Origin of the sequence: Sphingopyxis indica (assembly GCF_032879645.1) — a bacterium.
Classification (GTDB): Bacteria; Pseudomonadota; Alphaproteobacteria; order Sphingomonadales; family Sphingomonadaceae; genus Sphingopyxis; species Sphingopyxis indica.
Map to the genome: position 1 here is coordinate 1620163 of NZ_CP076394.1, position 18410 is coordinate 1638572.

Annotated in this window: 10 protein-coding genes and 7 pseudogenes; 6 read left to right on the forward strand and 11 right to left on the reverse strand. The window is 59.5% G+C overall.

From position 1 onward, the window contains the following. Window positions 1–2: 2 nt before the first annotated feature. Both KNJ79_RS07575 and KNJ79_RS07580 read right to left on the reverse strand, forming a co-directional pair. Window positions 3–293: pseudogene (locus KNJ79_RS07575) on the reverse strand (IS21 family transposase); the annotation flags it as partial. A gap of 90 nt (window positions 294–383) precedes the next feature. Then, window positions 384–1529: an HlyD family secretion protein gene (locus KNJ79_RS07580; protein ID WP_317153454.1), complete on the reverse strand. Its 1146-nt coding sequence runs from the start codon at window positions 1527–1529 to the stop codon at window positions 384–386. Between the two features lie 104 nt (window positions 1530–1633). On the opposite strand from KNJ79_RS07580, the gene KNJ79_RS07585 reads away from it, so the two are divergent. The 4 genes and pseudogenes from KNJ79_RS07585 (at window position 1634) to KNJ79_RS07600 (ending at window position 6973) form a co-directional block, all read left to right on the forward strand. Next, on the forward strand, window positions 1634–2125 hold the full coding sequence (locus KNJ79_RS07585) for a MarR family winged helix-turn-helix transcriptional regulator (RefSeq protein ID WP_317153455.1): 492 nt from the start codon (window positions 1634–1636) through the stop codon (window positions 2123–2125). A 5-nt stretch (window positions 2126–2130) separates the two neighbouring features. Next, complete coding sequence (locus KNJ79_RS07590) at window positions 2131–3012, forward strand: ABC1 kinase family protein (RefSeq protein ID WP_317153456.1); 882 nt, start codon at window positions 2131–2133, stop codon at window positions 3010–3012. Window positions 3013–3072: 60 nt separating this feature from the next. After that, window positions 3073–3614: pseudogene (locus KNJ79_RS07595) on the forward strand (transposase); the annotation flags it as partial. 422 nt (window positions 3615–4036) lie between these two features. Continuing rightward, on the forward strand, window positions 4037–6973 hold the full coding sequence (locus KNJ79_RS07600; protein ID WP_317153877.1) for a TonB-dependent receptor: 2937 nt from the start codon (window positions 4037–4039) through the stop codon (window positions 6971–6973). Window positions 6974–7218: 245 nt separating this feature from the next. On the opposite strand, the pseudogene KNJ79_RS07605 reads toward KNJ79_RS07600, so the two are convergent. The 3 genes and pseudogenes from KNJ79_RS07605 to KNJ79_RS07615 all read right to left on the reverse strand — a co-directional run. Further along, window positions 7219–8211, reverse strand: a pseudogene (locus tag KNJ79_RS07605) (IS481 family transposase). A gap of 75 nt (window positions 8212–8286) precedes the next feature. Next, a complete protein-coding gene (locus tag KNJ79_RS07610) occupies window positions 8287–9228 on the reverse strand; it encodes an IS110 family RNA-guided transposase (RefSeq protein ID WP_317153457.1) in 942 nt (313 codons plus the stop codon). A 219-nt stretch (window positions 9229–9447) separates the two neighbouring features. Beyond that, window positions 9448–9762: pseudogene (locus KNJ79_RS07615) on the reverse strand (transposase); the annotation flags it as partial. Window positions 9763–9784: 22 nt separating this feature from the next. On the opposite strand from KNJ79_RS07615, the pseudogene KNJ79_RS07620 reads away from it, so the two are divergent. Further along, window positions 9785–10378, forward strand: a pseudogene (locus tag KNJ79_RS07620) (IS3 family transposase); the annotation flags it as partial. 138 nt (window positions 10379–10516) lie between these two features. Here KNJ79_RS07620 and KNJ79_RS07625 read toward each other — a convergent pair. From KNJ79_RS07625 to KNJ79_RS07640, 4 genes and pseudogenes are all read right to left on the reverse strand, one after another. Then, window positions 10517–11392 carry a helix-turn-helix domain-containing protein gene (locus tag KNJ79_RS07625; protein WP_317153458.1) on the reverse strand — a complete coding sequence of 292 codons (876 nt, stop codon included), beginning with the start codon at window positions 11390–11392 and terminating at the stop codon, window positions 10517–10519. A gap of 274 nt (window positions 11393–11666) precedes the next feature. After that, a pseudogene (locus tag KNJ79_RS22565) lies at window positions 11667–11837 on the reverse strand (AAA family ATPase); the annotation flags it as partial. A gap of 370 nt (window positions 11838–12207) precedes the next feature. Further along, window positions 12208–13716 carry a transposase gene (locus KNJ79_RS07635; protein ID WP_317153460.1) on the reverse strand — a complete coding sequence of 503 codons (1509 nt, stop codon included), beginning with the start codon at window positions 13714–13716 and terminating at the stop codon, window positions 12208–12210. Between the two features lie 349 nt (window positions 13717–14065). Further along, the gene (locus KNJ79_RS07640) at window positions 14066–15154 is read right to left on the reverse strand and encodes an IS5 family transposase (RefSeq protein WP_317153461.1); all 1089 of its coding nucleotides are present in this window, start codon (window positions 15152–15154) and stop codon (window positions 14066–14068) included. A 76-nt stretch (window positions 15155–15230) separates the two neighbouring features. On the opposite strand from KNJ79_RS07640, the pseudogene KNJ79_RS07645 reads away from it, so the two are divergent. Continuing rightward, a pseudogene (locus KNJ79_RS07645) lies at window positions 15231–15671 on the forward strand (integrase core domain-containing protein); the annotation flags it as partial. A gap of 436 nt (window positions 15672–16107) precedes the next feature. On the opposite strand, the gene istB reads toward KNJ79_RS07645, so the two are convergent. Together istB and istA are read right to left on the reverse strand one after the other, a co-directional pair. Next, complete coding sequence (istB, locus tag KNJ79_RS07650) at window positions 16108–16836, reverse strand: IS21-like element helper ATPase IstB (RefSeq protein WP_317153878.1); 729 nt, start codon at window positions 16834–16836, stop codon at window positions 16108–16110. Continuing rightward, window positions 16823–18337, reverse strand: coding sequence for an IS21 family transposase (istA, locus tag KNJ79_RS07655; protein ID WP_317152380.1), 1515 nt, complete (start codon window positions 18335–18337; stop codon window positions 16823–16825). Before istA ends, istB begins: the two co-directional genes overlap by 14 nt. Window positions 18338–18410 lie beyond the last annotated feature (73 nt).

An 18410-nucleotide genomic window follows, 5' to 3' on the forward strand; every position in this document is an offset into this window, starting at 1 on the left:
CCGCGGGTGTAGGAGCCCTCGTAGCCCAGCGCGACGAGATCGGCGTGCATCTGCTTGGCCGTGCGCCGCTGCTTGCGCGACTTGCCCGCCTCGATCCGCAACCATGCCGTCAGCTTATCGGCAAACGGGTCCAGCTTGCTCGGCCGGTCGGGCACCTTGAACTTCGGCTCCACCGTGCCGGCACGCAGGTACTTGCGGATCGTGTTCCGCGACAATCCCGTGCGCCGCTCTATCTCCCGGATCGGCATCCCCTCGCGGAAATGCCAACGCCGAATTACGCTCAGTAACGCCATGTCGATCACTCCATAATCCTCCGACACAACTGCCAGAGGAACGGTCAGAACATGGGTCACTTCTCAGTGGAAATTATCGATCCTCCCGGGTCAACTCTCAGTGGCAATCAACACTCCGGCAGCGTTTCGCGTGTCGACTACTGCCACAACCGACATGCCCGGGACGAGCAGACGACGCACTTTGGGCGAGGCTATTATCGCGATACGAACCGTTATCCGCTGAACGATCTTGGTGAAATTCCCTGTGGCGTTTTCGGGCGGCAGGATCGAAAATTCCGCTCCGGTTCCGGGCGAGATGCTCTCCACGCGTCCAGCAATCTCAAAGTCGGGAAGAGCATCGACCTCGAGCCTGACCGGTTGCCCTGCCCGCAAAAGGCCGACCTGCGTCTCCTTGAAATTAGCGATGACGTAGATTTCGTTCACCGGAACCACCCTCGTCAATCGTTGACCGGGCTGAACGAATTGGCCGACCCTTACTGTTAGATCGCCAACGCGACCTCCCTTGCTGGCTCGCAGCAAAGTCGATGTAACATCTAGGTCGACCGCTTCCAGCTGCGCGCGGGCCGCGTCAGCCTGGGCTCCGGTCTGGTCGATCTGTTTGAACAAAGTGGCTCTCCGACCGCTGGCGGCAGAGACTGCTGCCTGGGCAGCGACAAAGTCGGCGCGCGCTTGCTGAGCCTGTGTCTCATATTGTTGAAGCTTTTCTCTCGGCTCCGCACCGGTGGCGGCGAGGGGGCGATACCTCGCTACCTGCTCATTGGCGAGGTCGAGTGCCGCGCGCTTGGCGGCGAGTTGGGCCCGCGCCTGTCGAATTGCTGAGTCCTGTTCGGTTACTTGCGAGCGGATTGTGTCGGCGCCGGCCAGCGTCGCCGCGATCTGCGCACGCGCCTGTTGCGCCTGGGCTCTATAATCTCGCATATCTAGTTGCAAGAGCGCCTCGCCGGGACTGACCCACCCGTTCTCAGAGACGAGCACCGCGTCCACGTATCCGGCCACTTTTGATGAAACCACAACGCTGTCGGCCGCGATATAGGCGTTGTCGGTCGACTGCATGTACTGCCCATAGGTGACATGCCTGTAATACCACCAACCACCTGCAATGAGCGCAGCAGTGATGGCTATGATGAGGATGAGGCGAAATTTGGGTTGCGATTTCACACTGGCTGCGAGCGCGCGATCCTGCTCCCGCTCATTTGGTTCGTCGGTCATCTGCCTCTTTCGAAGGATTTTGGACATGTGCTAAGTCGCTTCATGGCGTGGCGTAGACCGTTCCATCCAGTTAGTAAAATCGTTTAGTAATTTTGGTTTTGGCATTCCGACGAAACGGACTAGGCAGCGGTATGAACGCAAATCTCGACACATTGCCGCAGCCACGGCTTCGCGAAGGCGCCCTCACCGACGACGACCGTATGCTATATTTAATGGACGAGATTAGTCGTGGGGCGAGGCGCGCATACGACGCACGGATTTCCAAGATTGGCCTCAATCAGACACAGTGGCGCATCATCGGACAACTTCTCCGCGAACCATTACTGACTCAGGCCGGAATTGCCAAGCGACTGGAGCTGGAATCCGCCACGATCGGTCAAGCCGTCGCTGGACTTTGTGGGAGAGGATTGATCGAAAGGCGACGAGCCAAAACGGACGGACGGGCATGGCAGCTCATCCTGACCGAGGAGCTCGACAGGTTGTTGCCCCAACTGAGAGAAGCCGCGGACGGGCTGCATAGGATCCTATGGCGGAAAGCCACGCGCGACGAAAAACGGACGTTGCTGGACATTCTTGTGCGGATTGCGTCGAATCTCGATCAGAGCCGGACCGATGCGGAATAGGACATATGCCTGGGTTCCGAGATAAACCGATAGGAGACATCGCACGCGCCGCCGAGATAGGGCAGATTCTTGTCCGGCACGGCGCCAAAAGCCTGGCGGGCGCGCTCGGAGTCATTCCGCATCCGGCCAAGTCAATCGATCCAGGTGAATTGCGGCCGGCGGCGGTCGTCGCACTCCTGCGCGACATTGGTCCGATCGGAATAAAGCTCGGACAGCTGCTGGCGACGCGCAGCGATCTGTTTTCCAGGTCCTGGATTGCTGCCTTCGCGACGCTCCACGATCAGGTTTCTCCGGTGCCATTCGAAGAAATCGAGCCCATCCTTGCCGCAAGCTGGGGAGCTGACTGGCGAGGGGAATTCACCCAATTCGATGAACAACCACTGGCTTCGGCTTCGGTAGCGCAGACCTACTCTGCTTCGCTGCTCGACGGCGCCGACGTTATCATAAAGGTGCGGCGTCTGGGTACTGCTGCGCGAATGGAGGCCGATGTGCGGCTGCTGACGCGCCTCGCCTTCGTTGCCGAGGATCGATCCCCTGAAATCGCCCGCTATCGCCCCGTAGAGTTCCTGCGAACCTTTGGCAGAAATCTTGCCTGGGAAATGGATATGGCAGCCGAAGCTCGTGCATGCGAGCGTATCGGTGGCTATCTTGACACGCTGGGGATCAAGACTCCAACAATTCATTGGGAACTGACGGGGATACGGGTCAACGTCCAGGAGCGGCTGTATGGAACGCCCGCGTCTGCGCTCGAGGCCGGTTCGACCGACCCACACGTGGCGGCGTTCGCGAGACAATATGCGAATGCAGTTCTGCGCATGATCATTATGAATGGCGAATTCCATGGTGATCCACATCCAGGCAATGTTTTCCTTATCGGGGAACAGTGATCTGCCCCCTTCTGAGTGGTCCAAAATTGATGATATCTTGGATTACGAAGGAGATTATGAATGCCGGCCAAGAAGCATCGCCCGGAAGAGATTATCGGCAAGCTGCGTGAAGCAGAGGTTGTGCTGGCGCAGGGCGCCACGACCGCCGAGACGTGTCGGCGGATCGCGATCAGCGAGCAGACTTATTACCGTTGGCGTAAGGAATATGGCGGCCTGAAGACCGATCAGGCGCGGCGAATGAAGGATCTTGAGAAGGAGAATGCGAGGCTTCGCCGTGCGATATCGGACCTGACGCCGGACAAGCTGATCCTGCAGGAGGCCGCCCGGGGAAACTTCTGAGCCCCGCGCGCCGAAGGCGTTGTATCGACCACATCATGAAGATGATGCCGGTGTCCGAGCGGCGGCTGTGCCGCGTGCTCGGACAGCACCCATCGACGCAGCGCAAGGCGCCACGCGGGGCGGATGACGAAGCGGCCCTCACTGAGGATATCATCGCATTGGCGCGGCAATATGGTCGTTATGGCTATCGCCGGGTGATGGCGTTACTGCGTGATGCGGGCTGGCGTGTGAATCGCAAGCGGGTCGAGCGCATCTGGCGCCGCTGAGCTGCACCCCGTTTCTGGACCGCCCTGCTGGCGGCTTTCCAGCGTGCTGACATCAGGGCGGGCCATGTGCCGCAGCCGCATCCAAAAGTCGTCGGCGCGCGCTCGACCGCGCCAAGGCTGAAGCGCTGACAGCAAGCATCGGATGTATAAACTGATATCTTCGGATCTGAGATGGCACACCTCCCACCGCCCCGAGCAAAATAATAAAGTGCCATAATAAAGTTCTTTACCAAATGCCGAAAAACTGCTCATCTTCCAGCCGAGCGGCGAGAATCTTTTCCTCTCCGGAAATCTCCTTCTGGCCACTCCTCAAACTCGGGGCAGCTCGGCGAGCTGCCCCATTTTTGAACATCGACAATCGGGGACAAGGACGGGTTCGCGCAAGAAACGAAAAAATCGAGACAGGGAGAGATAGGGTGATGAATAAGAAAGCCTATTGGTTGGCAAGCGCCGTCGTGATGGCGTTGCCACAGGTCTCAAATGCTCAGGAAGTCATAGCCGAAGACCCAGATGGCGGTGACAATGTCATCGTCGTGACAGCGCAACGTCAGGCGCAAAGCTTGCAAGACGTACCGATCGCTGTCAGCGCATTCAGCGCTGAGGCGCTTGAAAGCCAGCAGATCGAAAATGCCTCGGATCTACAGCTGACGCTGCCCAATGTATCTTTCTCGAAAGGCAATTTCACCTCAGCTTCATTCACTATTCGCGGCGTTGGCGACCTGTGCGTCGGCGTCACCTGCGATGCTGCGACCGCAATCCATGTCAATGGATCCCCCTTGTTCGGAACACGCCTGTTCGAGACCGAATATTTCGATCTGGAAAGGATTGAAGTCCTTCGCGGACCTCAAGGCACCCTGTTCGGCCGGAATGCGACCTCCGGGGTCGTGAATGTTGTGACCGCGAAACCCAAACTCTCCCGTTTCGAGGCTGAAGCGCAATTCGAGTATGGCAATTTCAACAGCATCGAAGCGCGTGGCATGGTCAACGTCCCGATCGGGGATATGATCGGCGTGAGGCTGGCGGGCATATATGTGAACCGCGACGGTTATACGACGAATCTCTATGATGGATCGGACATCGACGCTCGGGACCTCTATGCGTTGCGAGGCTCCCTTCGTTTCGAACCCGGTCCTGATACGACGATCGATCTCATGGGCTATTATTTCCGGGAAAAGGACACGCGCCTCAGAAACCAGAAACAAACGTGCCAACGCGATCCATTGGGCGTGCTCGGATGCCTGAACAATCGACGTGATTTCGATACCACGAACGCAAATTCAACGGTCGGTGCGACGCTCAGTTCATCCGAGTTCTTCGCCATTCAGGGCATTCCCGCCGTGCTCGGCCTCGGCAGCCTTTATGGCCCTGATGGGTTTTCCGGGTTTCAGGAGCCTGGCGATGTGCGTGTCGTCAACACGGCCTATACCCCCTTCTATTTTGCCGAAGAGCTACAGGTGCAGGCGCGCCTTGAGCAAAAATTCGGCGCGATGACCCTGACGGCCACCGGCATTTATCAGGATACTGAAGTCGATTCCAGGCAGGACTATTTTCTTGGAATTCAAAGCCGTGCCGGTTTCGCCCCGGCGCTCAATACGTTGGACTTTTTTGCGGCTAACGGATTACCGACAGGTCTTGCTCCGCCGGCGCCAGCCTTCATTCCCGGCTCTTCGGCCTATTTTTCGCCGATTGCCGGCGCTCTAATCCCGGACGGTCCGCAGGGCGTGCTGTGCACGTCGGATAATGATGATGGAAGCAGAGGCGCTTTCGAAGGGAACTCGCTGTGTTCCGAAACGCCGCTTTCTTTCGATCGATCTTCGGAACAACGCGAATCGTGGAGCGGAGAGCTCATTCTCACGAGTGACTTCGACGGGCCGTTCAATTTCCTGTTGGGGGGAATTTACGCGAAATCGAAAACCACCGACAATAGCTATTATGTGAACTCGTTTGCGCTCGATTACGCCAGTGCCGTATTGGGTTCATTCGGCTCCTTGTCGGGCGGCCTTCCGCCATCCTATTTCGCGACGTCAATGTATCGGAACAACTCGCTGGAATCGAATCTAGAGAGCTATGGCATTTTCGGCGAGGTCTATTTCGATCTAAGCGACCGGCTGACGTTGACCGGGGGGCTGCGTTACAACAATGACAAGAAGGATGTGACGGCGCGTACGACGCTGATCAGTTTCCTGAACCCTTATGCCAATGATGGAGATCCGTTCGATACCCCGATAACGCCCCTCACCGGGCCGTCTGGGCTTTTCGATGCCGACCCGGGGACGCCGGGCCAACAGCTCGCCCAGTTTCGCGAAGTAAGCTTCGACGAAATTACCGGACGAGCAGTTCTGGCCTTCGAGGTTACGCCAGACAATTCACTCTATGCATCTTATTCTAGGGGTTACAAATCCGGCGGGATCAATCCTCCGCTTTCTCCGATTTTCGCCGTCAGCGAGAGTTTCGGCTCTGAATCGATCGATGCCTTCGAGATCGGCTCCAAGAACGTCTTCGCAAACGGCGCGTTGCAACTCAATGCCACCGCGTTTTACTACAAATATAGTGGACTGCAGCTCAGCCGCATCGTGGCAAGAACGTCCGTGAATGACACGGTTGACGCCAATATCTGGGGTGTCGAACTGGAGTCTGTCATCAGGCCGGACCCGAACTGGCTTATCAATCTGTCCTTCAGCTATCTCAATGCCAAGGTCGCCGGCGATCAATTCTTCTCCAATCCGCGTGATCCGGGCGGCGGGGATCCTGATGCCGTGATTATCAAGGACATCAGCAATGGTGCGCACTGCGCTGTCACGGGACCTGCGCTTGGCGTTGCTGATGCGTTCGTTGCGGGCGTAAATGCGGCTCTCGGCCTTCGCGCACCGCAGGAATTTCCTTCGGACGGCAATATCGCCTCCAGCGGCGCGTTCGGCATTTGCGGTGTCCTCGCGAGCGCTATCCCTGCGAACAGCGGGATCCAGGTATTGAGTCCTGGCGTCGAGGTTAACATCAAGGGCAACACATTGCCGCAAGCGCCGAATGTCAAGGTCTCGATGGGCGTGCAGTACACGGCAGAGGTCGGGAATGGTATGACACTCGTCCCCCGCGTCGACATTTCCATGACCGGAAAGCAATATGGCAATATCTTCAACGGCAGGATTAATCGCATCCAACCTTTCGTACAGGCTAATGCAGTTTTGCAGTTGAATGGTGCCGACGAGCGCTGGTTTGTCCGGGGGTTCGTTCAGAATATCTTCGATAGCAACTCAGTTACCGGACTTTATGTCACCGATGCATCTTCCGGTAATTTTACGAATATCTACACGCTTGATCCGCGGCGTTATGGTGTCGCGATCGGCGCAAAATTCTAATGATTTAGCTGTCCCAATCGATCGGGAAAAATTATACCGCATGAAAATCGCGGCGTCGGAGTGCCAGTAGCAGGCCCTCCGACGCCGATTTCATGCGCAATTGCAGTCTTGGGCGAGGAATGGGTGTGAGATACGTCCGGCGTGCGCACTGCGGAAACTTGCGTCTCGCGCGAGCGATATGGGAGGCACATTGGCTCCTGCCCCTCGAATCTGACCGGCCCCCACCGAGTGGTCCGCGTGGACTGTTAGGTGTTTAGTCCCAGCATGTGATGGAGTGGTTTCATATTGAAGATATCTGGCTTGGATTTCCAGAGCTCTTCGATGGCCTCGTAGGTTGTCTTGAAGTGCAGAGCCTTCAACTGCTTGGCGAAGTTGTAAGCGACGAGCCAGTCGCGGACATGGCGGCGCAGTTCATTGATCGACGTGTAATGGAAGGATTTGACGGTGGCCTCCTTGATGGTGCGCACCATCCGTTCGGCCTGGCCGTTGGTCCATGAGTGATAGGGCTTGGTGAGGCGATGCTCGATGCCGTTCTGCTCGCAGACACGGCCGAAGATATGGCCGATCCATCCCAGTGGGCCGCCTTGGTCCCGCTGCACGAACTGTACGCCGTTATCTGTCAGGATGGTGTGGATCCTGTATGGCACCGTCTTGATAAGCACGCGCAGGAAGGCTGCCGCGGCAAGCTTGGTCGCCCGGCGATAGATGCGGGCGAACACCAGCTTCGAGGTGCGGTCCACTTCGACATAGAGGAAGCCTTTTCCGCCTTCATAGCGCAGTTCCGCGATATCGACGTGGAAGTAGCCGATCTCATAGGCCTTGGCTTGCCTACCTGATGATCCCCCGGATCATCAGGTGACAGCTGCGCTCTTCGGCCTCTCGCGATCCGCCTTCGGCAACCGGCTGATCCCGTGCCGTTGCAAGCAGCGGTGAAGCAACGAGCGCGTCAGCTGCGGGATCACGTCCTTCAGGGCGACATAGACGTCATCCAGCGGAAGGCGTGCCTGCACCCGCAACGCCACAATGGCGGCTTCTTCCATCGGCGAGAGAACCGTGCTGCGGCGCTCCTTCGGCCCCATTGGCATGTCTTCGACCGACTGTCGGTGACGCCACTTCAGGACCGTCTTCTCGTTGATCCCGTACCGCTTCGCGAGACTCGCGACCGAAGCTTGCGATCGCTGTAGCTCGCCTCGAATGGCGTGCGTGGTCTTGGCGCTCCCGTGTAAAATCTGTCCCATAAATCCCTCCGCTGCGACGATGATAAGCTTACACCATCACATGCTGGGACTAAACACCTAGAGTATCCGTGATGGTCAAGCGAGAGATTTGACCCAGAGGCGGTCTGCTTTGAGCAGGGCGTTGGCGGTGACGATGAGTTTTCGCATGACGGCTGTGATAGCGATCTTTGCGGGTTTTCCGGCAAGGATGAGCTGGCGGTATTTGGCTTTGAGGTCTGGGTTGAAGCGAGCGGCGGCGAGGGCAGGCATGTAGAGGGCTTGGCGGACATTGGCCCTGCCGCCGCGGATGAAGCTCTTGCCCTTCCATTGGCCGGATTGTCGGGCGACCGGAGCGAGGCCGGCGAGGGAGGCGGCCTGCTTGTTCTCGATGCTGCCCAACTCTGGCATGGTAGCGATCAGTTGGTTGGCGGTGAGTGTTCCCACCCCGTCGATGCTGGTGAGGATTTCATGGCGCCGGGCGAGCGTGGCATCGGCAGCGATGATGCCTGCGATTTCGGCATCGAGCGCTTCGATGTGGCGCTCGATCTGGTCGAGGCGCTGTTTGCACTGGCGTTTGAGGATCGCGATGGTGACGTTCTTTTCCCGGTTCTTGAGTGCGGTGCGATCGCGCACCAGCCCATCGCGAGCATTGATCAGTTCTGCCAGCAGGATCTGATTGGCGTTTCTCGCGGGCCGGACGGGCGGTTGCAGGGTGGCGGCCATGCGGGCAAGCAGCATGGCGTCGATCCGGTCGGTCTTGGCCAGCGTTCCGGTGGCCTGGGCGAAGCGGCGAGCGCGTTCGGGGTTGAGCTTGACACAGGGCCAATCGGCCAGCGCTGCCTCCAGCGCGCGATGATAGGTGGCGGTCGCCTCATAGGCGATACGTTCAATCGGCCATTGTCCGAGCCAGGCCATCAGGGCCTTGTGCCCCTTGGCGGTGTTGGCGAACTGCTTCTCGATCCCGGCAGGATAAGCGTGACAATCAAGGCTCGCTTTGGAGATGTCGATGCCGATGGTTTGTGGTAGGGAGTTGCTCATCTTTTCCGCTGTCCTTTGCTTGTCATCCGGGCCGCAAAGCCCCGGTATCCGTTCAGGCCTGATGGAAAAGAAAGGGGCGATCCTACTCTAACCCGGTCCCCAATCGACCGGCGATTTCGCGATCCATCCCCTTCCGCCCGATCCGGGGTGGCCACCCCGGATCGGGCATCGCAATCTGACCCAAACGGACGGCAAAGTCATAAGACAAGCGTGCTGCATTTAGACGGAAGCGTATCCGGCGTTTCGGAGATAGTTGGCGCATTCGGGGGGTGAGACGATGTCGAGGATGTCGCCGACGCGGCGCCATGTGGCGTCATGATCGCGCTGCTGAGCATCGCGCATTCAGTGTTTGACCTTCGAGAAGAGCTGCTCGATGGGATTAAGATCGGGGCTGTAGGGCGGCAGAAAGATCAGGTGCGCCCCGCGTGCCCGGACGGCGGCCCGAGCGGCCTTGCCTTTGTGTGAGCCGAGATTGTCGAGGACGACGATATCGCCTGCCGCCAGTGTCGGAGCGAGGAACTGCTCGACATAAGCGGCCCTGCGCACAAAATTACTGACAGGCCCGCTTTACAGGGAAATGGGCCTGCAACTGCGCAAGAAAGCGCCGAAGCGACGGGTAAAGGCAAAGCTGAGGGAAGGCCGCTGTGCGGCCTCCCGCGTCAATGATGTATGGGCCATGGACTTCGTCCATGACCAGCTGGCGACGGGACCGAAGCTGCGGATCTTGACTGTGGTCGACACGTTCAGCCGATACTCGCCGGCGGTGGTTCCTCGGTTCCGCTTCCGCGCTCCGGATGTGGTCGACGTATTGGAACGGGTCTGTGCCGAGGTCGGCTATCCCAGCTCGATCCGGGTCGATCAGGGCAGCGAGTTTATCTCCCGCGAGCTGGATCTGTGGGCCTACATGAAAGGAGTGACGCTTGACTTCTCCCGGCCAGGCAAGCCGACGGACAATGCGTTCATCGAAAGCTTCAACGGCAAGTTCCGGGCGGAATGCCTGAACCAGCACTGGTTCATGAGCCTGGATGACGCGGTGCGAAAATGCGAGGCTTGGCGTAGAGACTACAACGAGGTACGACCGCACAGCGCGATCGGCAACAAACCGCCGATATCGCTCATGCTTGCGTCAGCGGCACATGGCCCGCCCTGACGTTAGCACGCTGGGAAATCGCCAGCAGGGCGGTCCAGAAACGGGGAGCAGCTCACACATCGTTGATTTCCTTCGGTTCGTTGCAAAACCGCTGAATCAACGACTTGGGCAATCGTCAAGATAACCCGCTGATACCACTCAACTTAGTTTCGGATCAGGCTCTAAAATCCGACCGCCGTTGACAGAACGGCGATAGTCTCTGGGTGAAACTCCAAATTTATCTTTGAAACATCGGCTGAAATGTGAAGAACTCTTAAATCCCCACGCAAAAGCAATTTCGGTGATGCTACGCTGCGCCATTTTCGGGTTGCCGAGATCTCTCAGGCAGCGCAACAACCGCTGCTCAATGATATACTTCTCCGCTGTCAAACTTCTCGACTCAAATGCCTTGTGAACGTATCGAACGGAGCAGTTCTGTTGTGCCGCTAAATTCTTAGGTGAAAGATCGGGATTACTGAGATTCTTTTCCAAGAACGTAATTATAGCCTGAGCTTTCCGGCTTTCATCACTGGCTCTGGCGATTGATTTGCGCCTGTATTCAGTAGTCAGAAGCATGGCTATCATAGCTTCAATCAGGCACTCGCCAGGAGTGATATTCCCACTCAGGAATTCTCTCGATACACTCTCAAAAAATAGCCTAAAGTACTGCATGGACAACAAATGACTGGGAAGACTTCCCTGTGAGGCGTACCAAGAATCGGGAAGCCAGCTCCGCAATCTTTGGAGTGGCATGGTCGCGGAAATCTTTTGAAGACGCTCCGTAATTTCGTACCTGACTGGAAACATGCTGTTCCAGACAACGATATCCCCTGCGCTCAGCAGGTATTGATTGTTATCGATTGTGAAAACCTCTTTTCCGGCAAGGACTAGCTGGATCGTGAAGGTATCTTCTTTATCCATCGCCATCTCGGCCCGAGATCGGCTGCCTTCGCATGGATCGACCAAACATTCGACGACCTGAAGTCCGCCAGAAGAACGATGACTCATCTGCGCATTGAAGATTGGAGCCTTCATGCTTCCGAGACTCCAATGCCCGTAAACGGATCTCATCGCGGTTTCCCATGCGGGATATCGCTCTGATGGGAGAAGCCGATTAGTGTCCAGGAACGTCCCGTTCACAACTGACAGCGACGAAACGGTCTCGCGGACCTGTCCCATGGTGCGCATCGTCCATCTCCCCTTCCGCCGCTGACGTGAGATATAGGTCTATAATCGTGATAATTCCACATGAGTCAAACCCCAGTGCAGCGCGCGCGAACTCACGTTCGGGAACCCGCAGGTCGTCCGTCATCCGCAGCGCCGCCTTCACCCGCCGGTTCTCGCGCAGCGTCAGTTCCTCGGCGAGGAGATCGTCGAGCGCCTCGATGTCGTCGATCTGCCCCTGCTCGATCCGCCTAAAGGTCGCATCGAGCATCTCGAGCGCGCGCGGCATCTTCAGCCCGACCAGGCTCTTGCGGATGTCCGCATCCGGGGCAACAGCTGCTGTCCTGCGATGGTTTGGCTATCAGCACCGTGCGTTCGGCTTCGCAGATGACCTCGGTGATAGTGAGTGAAGGCGGAACAACGGTAGCCATACGGCGAAGGCCGCGGGGAAGTTATCTCTTGGCGATTTCCTGGTCGGCGATCAGCCTCTCGAGGTTCTCGATACGTAAGACCGTATGTCCGCTTGGCAGAGTGCTCGTATTGCCTCATTCATTCATGCTCCCGAAGTTACCTTCAGTTGCCTCAGGTAAATGCTCCCGTAGCATATTTGGGCTGGAGGGGCGATGGGCGGCGGAGCGCAGGCCTGCGATATTGCCGAAGCGTAGCCGCCCATCGCCCCTCCAGCGTCAACTCGCCATGGAGACGCTCGGCGTCTGCGCCATTGGGCCGAACACCAGTTGATGCGCTTGCTCTGCGCGCCAGATCTTCAGGCGTCTTTGCACCGTCCGAAGCAGGGCGTCGGGATGTTCTCCGGGATGGACGGCCTGCAACTTGTCCAGCAGTTCACGCCCGGTCCGCCATGGCTCGGCCAGGAACCAGTCGTGCAGTTCGCCCGTCACGGATAGAAGGGGATCAGGCCGCCGCCGCTCTCTCTTCTGTTTCGACGCCGCCCGGGCGGTCGGCCGGATTTCACCATCTCGCCAAGCGAGGCGTAATCCTGTCAGGAACTGATCCAGGGCGTCGTTGATCGGGGGAGCGGTTTGCGGCGTAACATCCGCGATAGTGGCAAGACGTTCCTGGCCACGCCGGATTTCGTGGAGAAGGCGCACAGGATCGAGTTCGGCGAACACGGTGGTCAGTCGATCGCGTACCGCCCCCGTTGTCCGCGGATCCGCCAGGAGGCGCTGGCACGGCGTCGCCGGCGCGTGATGCCGCTTGATGACCTTGGCGCCATCACGCCGCTTTTCCGCCAACTTGAACGAGGGCTGGAAGAAGTTCACATACAGGCGCAAAGCCGCATAAAGTTCCGCTAGGATCGTGGTCGCAGCAACGCCCTCATAGCGATGATATCCCACCATGCGGCGCACGATGGCACCATTCTTCTGTTCAACCCAGGCTTGATCGTTCTTCCGGTAGGGACGACAGCGCGTGAAGGTAATTTCGCCTGCGGCGCACCAGTCCCACACGGTCTCATTCATAAATACGCTGTCATTGTCCGTGTCGAAGCCCAGCATGGTCATCGGAAGATGTCGGCGCAGTTCCTCCAGCACGCTCGTAAGCAGGCTTTGCTCGCGGAACAGCAAGGGAGCGCACTCCGTCCATCCCGTCGCAATGTCGGTCAGAACCAACGTCTGGGCGAAGCTGCCCCTCGCCACTGGACCGCTGTGCGATACCAGATCTGCTTCGAAGTGACCGGGCGCAGGATCGTCCCAGTCATCGAACGTCCGGATCGGAATGCTCCGCCGCAACGTCGTCGATCCCATCCCGCGCCGCCGACGATTTCCCTTCGTAGCGCTGCGCGCCTCGACCAGCGCGCGGTCGATCGTCGCTGCGCTCATTCGCAGCAATTGCTCACGCAAAGCCGGGGCGGGCTGGATATGTCCGTGTCGCTCCATCGCGTCCAGCAGCAACGGAATCAGCGGCCGCAAACGCTTGGCGCAAATTCGATCCGCCGCCTCCCACAAGACGATTAACGCCTGGCGGGTGGCATCGCCATATAGGCGGCGCTCCGGTCGCGGCCCGCGCGATGGCTTCTTCACCTCGCGCAACAATCGCATCGCGTGCTTGCGATGAAAGCCGGTTACCGCAACGAACTCATCCAAAATCCGCACTTTCTCCGAACGCGGCGCGCCCGAATAACGATCGCGGATTGCTCCCACCAATTCCTCGCGCGTCGCCATGCTCACATTCCTCATCTCTGTCCCCCGATCCACCATCCCTCGGGAGCATTTCTGATGAGGCAACGCACTTCAAGAAAGGAGCAGTTCTGACGAGGCAATGCGACTTCTCATCCAGATCGTCGCGCTACAGCAGAGGGTGACCCGCCCTGCACTGTGATGGCGAGGGTTGCTCGGAGTGGCCGAGCCTATCCTCATCGCAGGAGGACGAGCCGTGGAGCATTCTACAGAAGTTGGCCGCCTCGAAGAACCCCTGGATTATGGGTGATGGACGCGAGATGGCTCAAGTTGGCGTGATTGGGCGCGCCTGCGGGCTGTTTTCTGCTGATTTTACGGCTTGGCAGGCCCTTTTGGGATCATTTCCGCGTCACGCGGGCGCAGTACGCCCCTCGAGCCAGGCGAGGCGCTGGAAGTTGTAGGCCAGGTTTGCCATGCCGATCTTGATGCGGGCGCGGGCGATGCCGATGGTTCGCACGACGAGCCCCATGCGGTGCTTTTGCCCGGCGAACACGTGCTCGACTGCCGAGCGCACGGCGGAGCGCTTCGCATTGGCCCTGGCGATGCGCTCGGGCATCGGCCGGCGCGGCGGCTTCTTCTGGTGGATGTGGCTGGTGAACATGCCCCTGGCGAGGAAGGCTTCGTTCTTTTTCGACCGGTAAGCGGTATCAGCCCAGACGCCCGAACCGGTGTTGTCCTTGCTGACCACTTCGGGCAGCCGTGCGCCATCGTGAGCATTGGCTGCGCTCGCGTCCCAGGTGCGGATCAATCCGTGCGCCCGATCGATGCCGATGTGGTTCTTGTAGCCGAACATCGGGATGGCAAGGTCGACCGGCTTGGATACCTTGGGATCGACGCCCTCCTTTACCTTCGCCTTGGTGTACTTGATGCTCCAGCGCGCATCGCGATCCTTCTGGCGGAGCTTTGCGGGTTTTGCCTGCCAGGCTGCGGGAACACGGCCCTCCTTGATCGCCGTCTTCTCTGCTTCGGTGTTGCGCTGTTTGGGCGCCGACACAACGGTGGCGTCGATGATCTGACCGCCCATGGCGAGATAACCCCGGTCGGTGAGCGCCGCATCGAACCGAGCGAACAGCCGGTCGATCGCCTTCGCCTTGACCAGGCGTTCGCGGAACAGCCACACTGTCGTCGCGTCGGGCACCGTGCCATCGAGGCCGAGGCCCAGGAACCGTTGGAACGACAGACGATCCTTGATCTGGAACTCGGTTGCCTCGTCCGACAACGAGTACAGCGCCTGCAGAACCAGAATCTTGAACATCAGCACCGGATCGAATGGCGGCCGCCCGCCCTTGCCACGCGCGCTCCGCCGGAGCGCCGCGACCAGCGGCCCGCGGAAAACCTCGAAGTCGACAACCGCCGACAGCCGTTCCAGCGGATCGCCCGCCGCGCTCAGCGCCTCATAACGGTCCGAAAGATCAAAGAAACCCGGCTGTCCTGCCATCACCGCCTCCGCTGTCACGCCAAGGCAGTGAATCAGCTCAAGCCGCTAGACGCCAGAGGTTTTTCGAGGCGTCTAGCTTGCCGCGGCAGCGTTCCTTCGCGTGCTTATCAAGACGGTTCCTTACAAGATACACACCATCCTGACCGACAACGGCGTGCAGTTCGTTCAGCGCGACCAGGGCGGCACACTGGGATGGATCGGCCATATCTTCGGCCGCGTCTGCGAGCAGAACGGCATCGAGCACCGGCTCACCAAGCCCTATCACCCGTGGACCAATGGCCAGGCCGAAAGGATGGTGCGCACCATCAAGGAGGCCACCGTCAAATCCTTCCATTACACGTCGATCAACGAACTGCGCCGCCATGTCCGCGACTGGCTGGTCGCTTACAACTTCGCCAAGCAGCTGAAAGCCTTACGCTTCAAAACACCCTATGAAGCCATCGAAGAGCTCTGGAAATCCAAGCCGGATATCTTCAATATGGAGCCACACCATCACATGCTGGGACTAAACACCTAGTGTCGCTCGCACCTTCGATTGGGTTCCAGTCGTCTGTTGCGCGAACTACATGAGCCTGCTCTGCGCTCATGAGCGGCGTCATAGCCTTTTCTCACGGCCTGATAGCAATGTCTCACTGCGGCCAGAGTGGCCTTGCGGCTGTGCCCTTCAGCCTCTTACCACCGTCCCATAGCAAAATAGCAAATGTGATTGGGGAGGCAGTTATGAGGACCAGGATCGGTAACGCGGCTTTGGTGGGGGTGTCTCTGGCGACATTAGTGTCAAACGGCGTTCAAAAGGGACCCCCGATCGGCGTCGAAGAGGGACCCCCTTTTCGGATAATATGATGCTGGTTTGTTGAAGATGGCCTTGCGCTGCGTGCGGCGGAGGGCGGGCGTAGCCCGACCGGAGGCGCGCGCAGCGCAAGATAGATTTTTGAAGGCGCCGAAGGTGGCTGTCAGCTGCGGTTTTTGAAGCGCCAGCTGTCGTTGCCCGTCTCGACGATATCGCAGTGGTGGGTGACGCGGTCGAGCAGCGCCGTGGTCATCTTGGGATCGCCGAACACGGTCGGCCATTCGCCGAAGGCGAGGTTCGTGGTGATGATGACGCTGGTCCGCTCATAAAGCTTGCTGATGAGGTGGAACAGCAACTGCCCTCCCGAGCGGGCGAACGGCAGATAACCGAGCTCGTCGAGCACGATCAGGTCGAGCCGCGACAGCTGCGCCGCCAAGGTCCCGCCCTTGCCGATCCGGGTCTCCTCTTCGAGGCGTGTCACCAGATCGACGGTGTTGAAGTAGCGGGCGCGAGCGCCACTTCGCACGACATTGGCGGTGATCGCGATGGCGAGGTGGGTCTTGCCTGTCCCCGTGCCGCCGACCAGCACGATATTGCGGCGAGGCGGGAGGAAGGAGCCGTCATGAAGGGACCGGATCATCTCCTCATTGATCGGCGTGCCCTCGAAGCTGAACCGCTCCAGGTCCTTCACCACGGGCAGCCTCGCAGCCGTCATCCGATAGCGGATGGAGGCTGCATCCCGGTGGGTCGCCTCGGCGCGGAGCAGATCGGTCAGTATCTCCATGGTGGTGCGCTTGCGCTGGAGGCCGGTGGTGACCGCCTCGTCGAACGCCGCCGCCATGCCCTTGAGTCCGAGGCCGCGCATCGTGTCGATCATATCATGCCGCTGCATCATAGCCTCGCAGCAGATCATAGCGGGCACAGTCGGCGAGCGGAGGATGCCGCAGCATCCGGTCTTCCGAAGTGACGATGCTGTGGGGTGTCGCCGGCTCGCGGCGCCGGGAGAGGATGTTGAGGATCAGCTCGTCGCTGGCCGTTCCACTCGCCAGCGCTTCGCGCACGGCAGCCTCTACCGGCTCCAGGCCATCGGTGAGCACCGCCGAGAGGACCCGCACGAACCTGCGATCGGCCTCGTCCCCGGTGCCCAGCCTTCGCCGTAATCGGTGCAGGGCGGGCGGCAGATCCCAGTCCTGGAACGGTGCGCCGTTACGCAGCGCGCCGGGCTTGTGCGCGAGGACCGGCAGATAATGCCAGGGATCGTATATCGTGCGGTTCCGACCGAAGTGGCGCTCATGCTCCCCGACGAGCGCATCGCCGCAGCGTATGACGATGCGATCGGCATAGGAGCGCACCTGAACGGTCCGGCGTGCGGCCGTCGACATGACCGAGTAGCGGTTGCGATCGAAGCTGATGAGGCAGGTGCCGGTGACCGCATGCTCGCTCTCATGGAAGCCGTCGAACGGTGCCAGGATCGGCTGCAAGGCCGGTCGCTCCATATCCAGCGCCTCGGCGACGGTGATATCCCCGCGTTCGGGATGGGCATGATGCTCGGCCCAGCGCCGGCACTCGGCCTCGAGCCACCCGTTGAGCTCAGCCAAGCTGGCGAACCGGAGCCGCGGCTGGAAGAAGCGGCCTCGGATCGTCTGGACCTGCTGCTCGACCTGGCCCTTCTCCCATCCCGCCGCCGGCGAGCAGGCGGTCGGCTCGACCATGTAATGATCGGTCATGATCAGGAAGCGGCGGTTGAACACACGTTCCTTGCCGGTGAACACGGCCGTCACCGCCGTCTTCATATTATCGTAGATACCGCGTCGCGGCACACCCCCGAAGAAAGCGAACGCCCGGGCATGGGCATCGAACAGCATCTCCTGGCCCTCGCGCGGATAAGCCCGGACATAAGGTGCGCGCGAGTCGCAGAGACGCATATGCGCCACCTTCACCCGCATCGGCTTGCCGGCGATCTCCACATCCTCGTGGCTCCAGTCGAACTGGTAGGCCTCACCCGGCTGGAAGGTCATCGGGATGAACGCCGGTGCGCCTTCGCCAGCATCCTTCCGCCGCGCAGCACGCCAGCGCGCCGCATAGCGGCGCACCGCATCATAGGATCCATCGAACCCCTCGCGCACCAGCAGGTCATGGATACGCGTCATCCGTAGCCGATCGCGGCGGCCGCGACCTTCGTTCTCCTCAAGCAGCGCATCGAGACGATCCTGATAAGGACCGATCCGCGGCAGCGGCTGGACTTTGCGCTGATAGTTGAACGCCGCCTCCGGCGACCGGATCGCCTTGCGGACTACCTTCCGCGACAAACGAAGGTCGCGCGCGATCGCCTTGATCGCCTTCCCCGCTGCATGCTCACGCCGAATCCGAACCACTGTCTCCACGATCAACATCCCGTTCTCGCCAACTGATCAAAACCAGTCGGCCGACTAAATCCCCGGGATGAAGGGGTCCTTTTTGCACGCC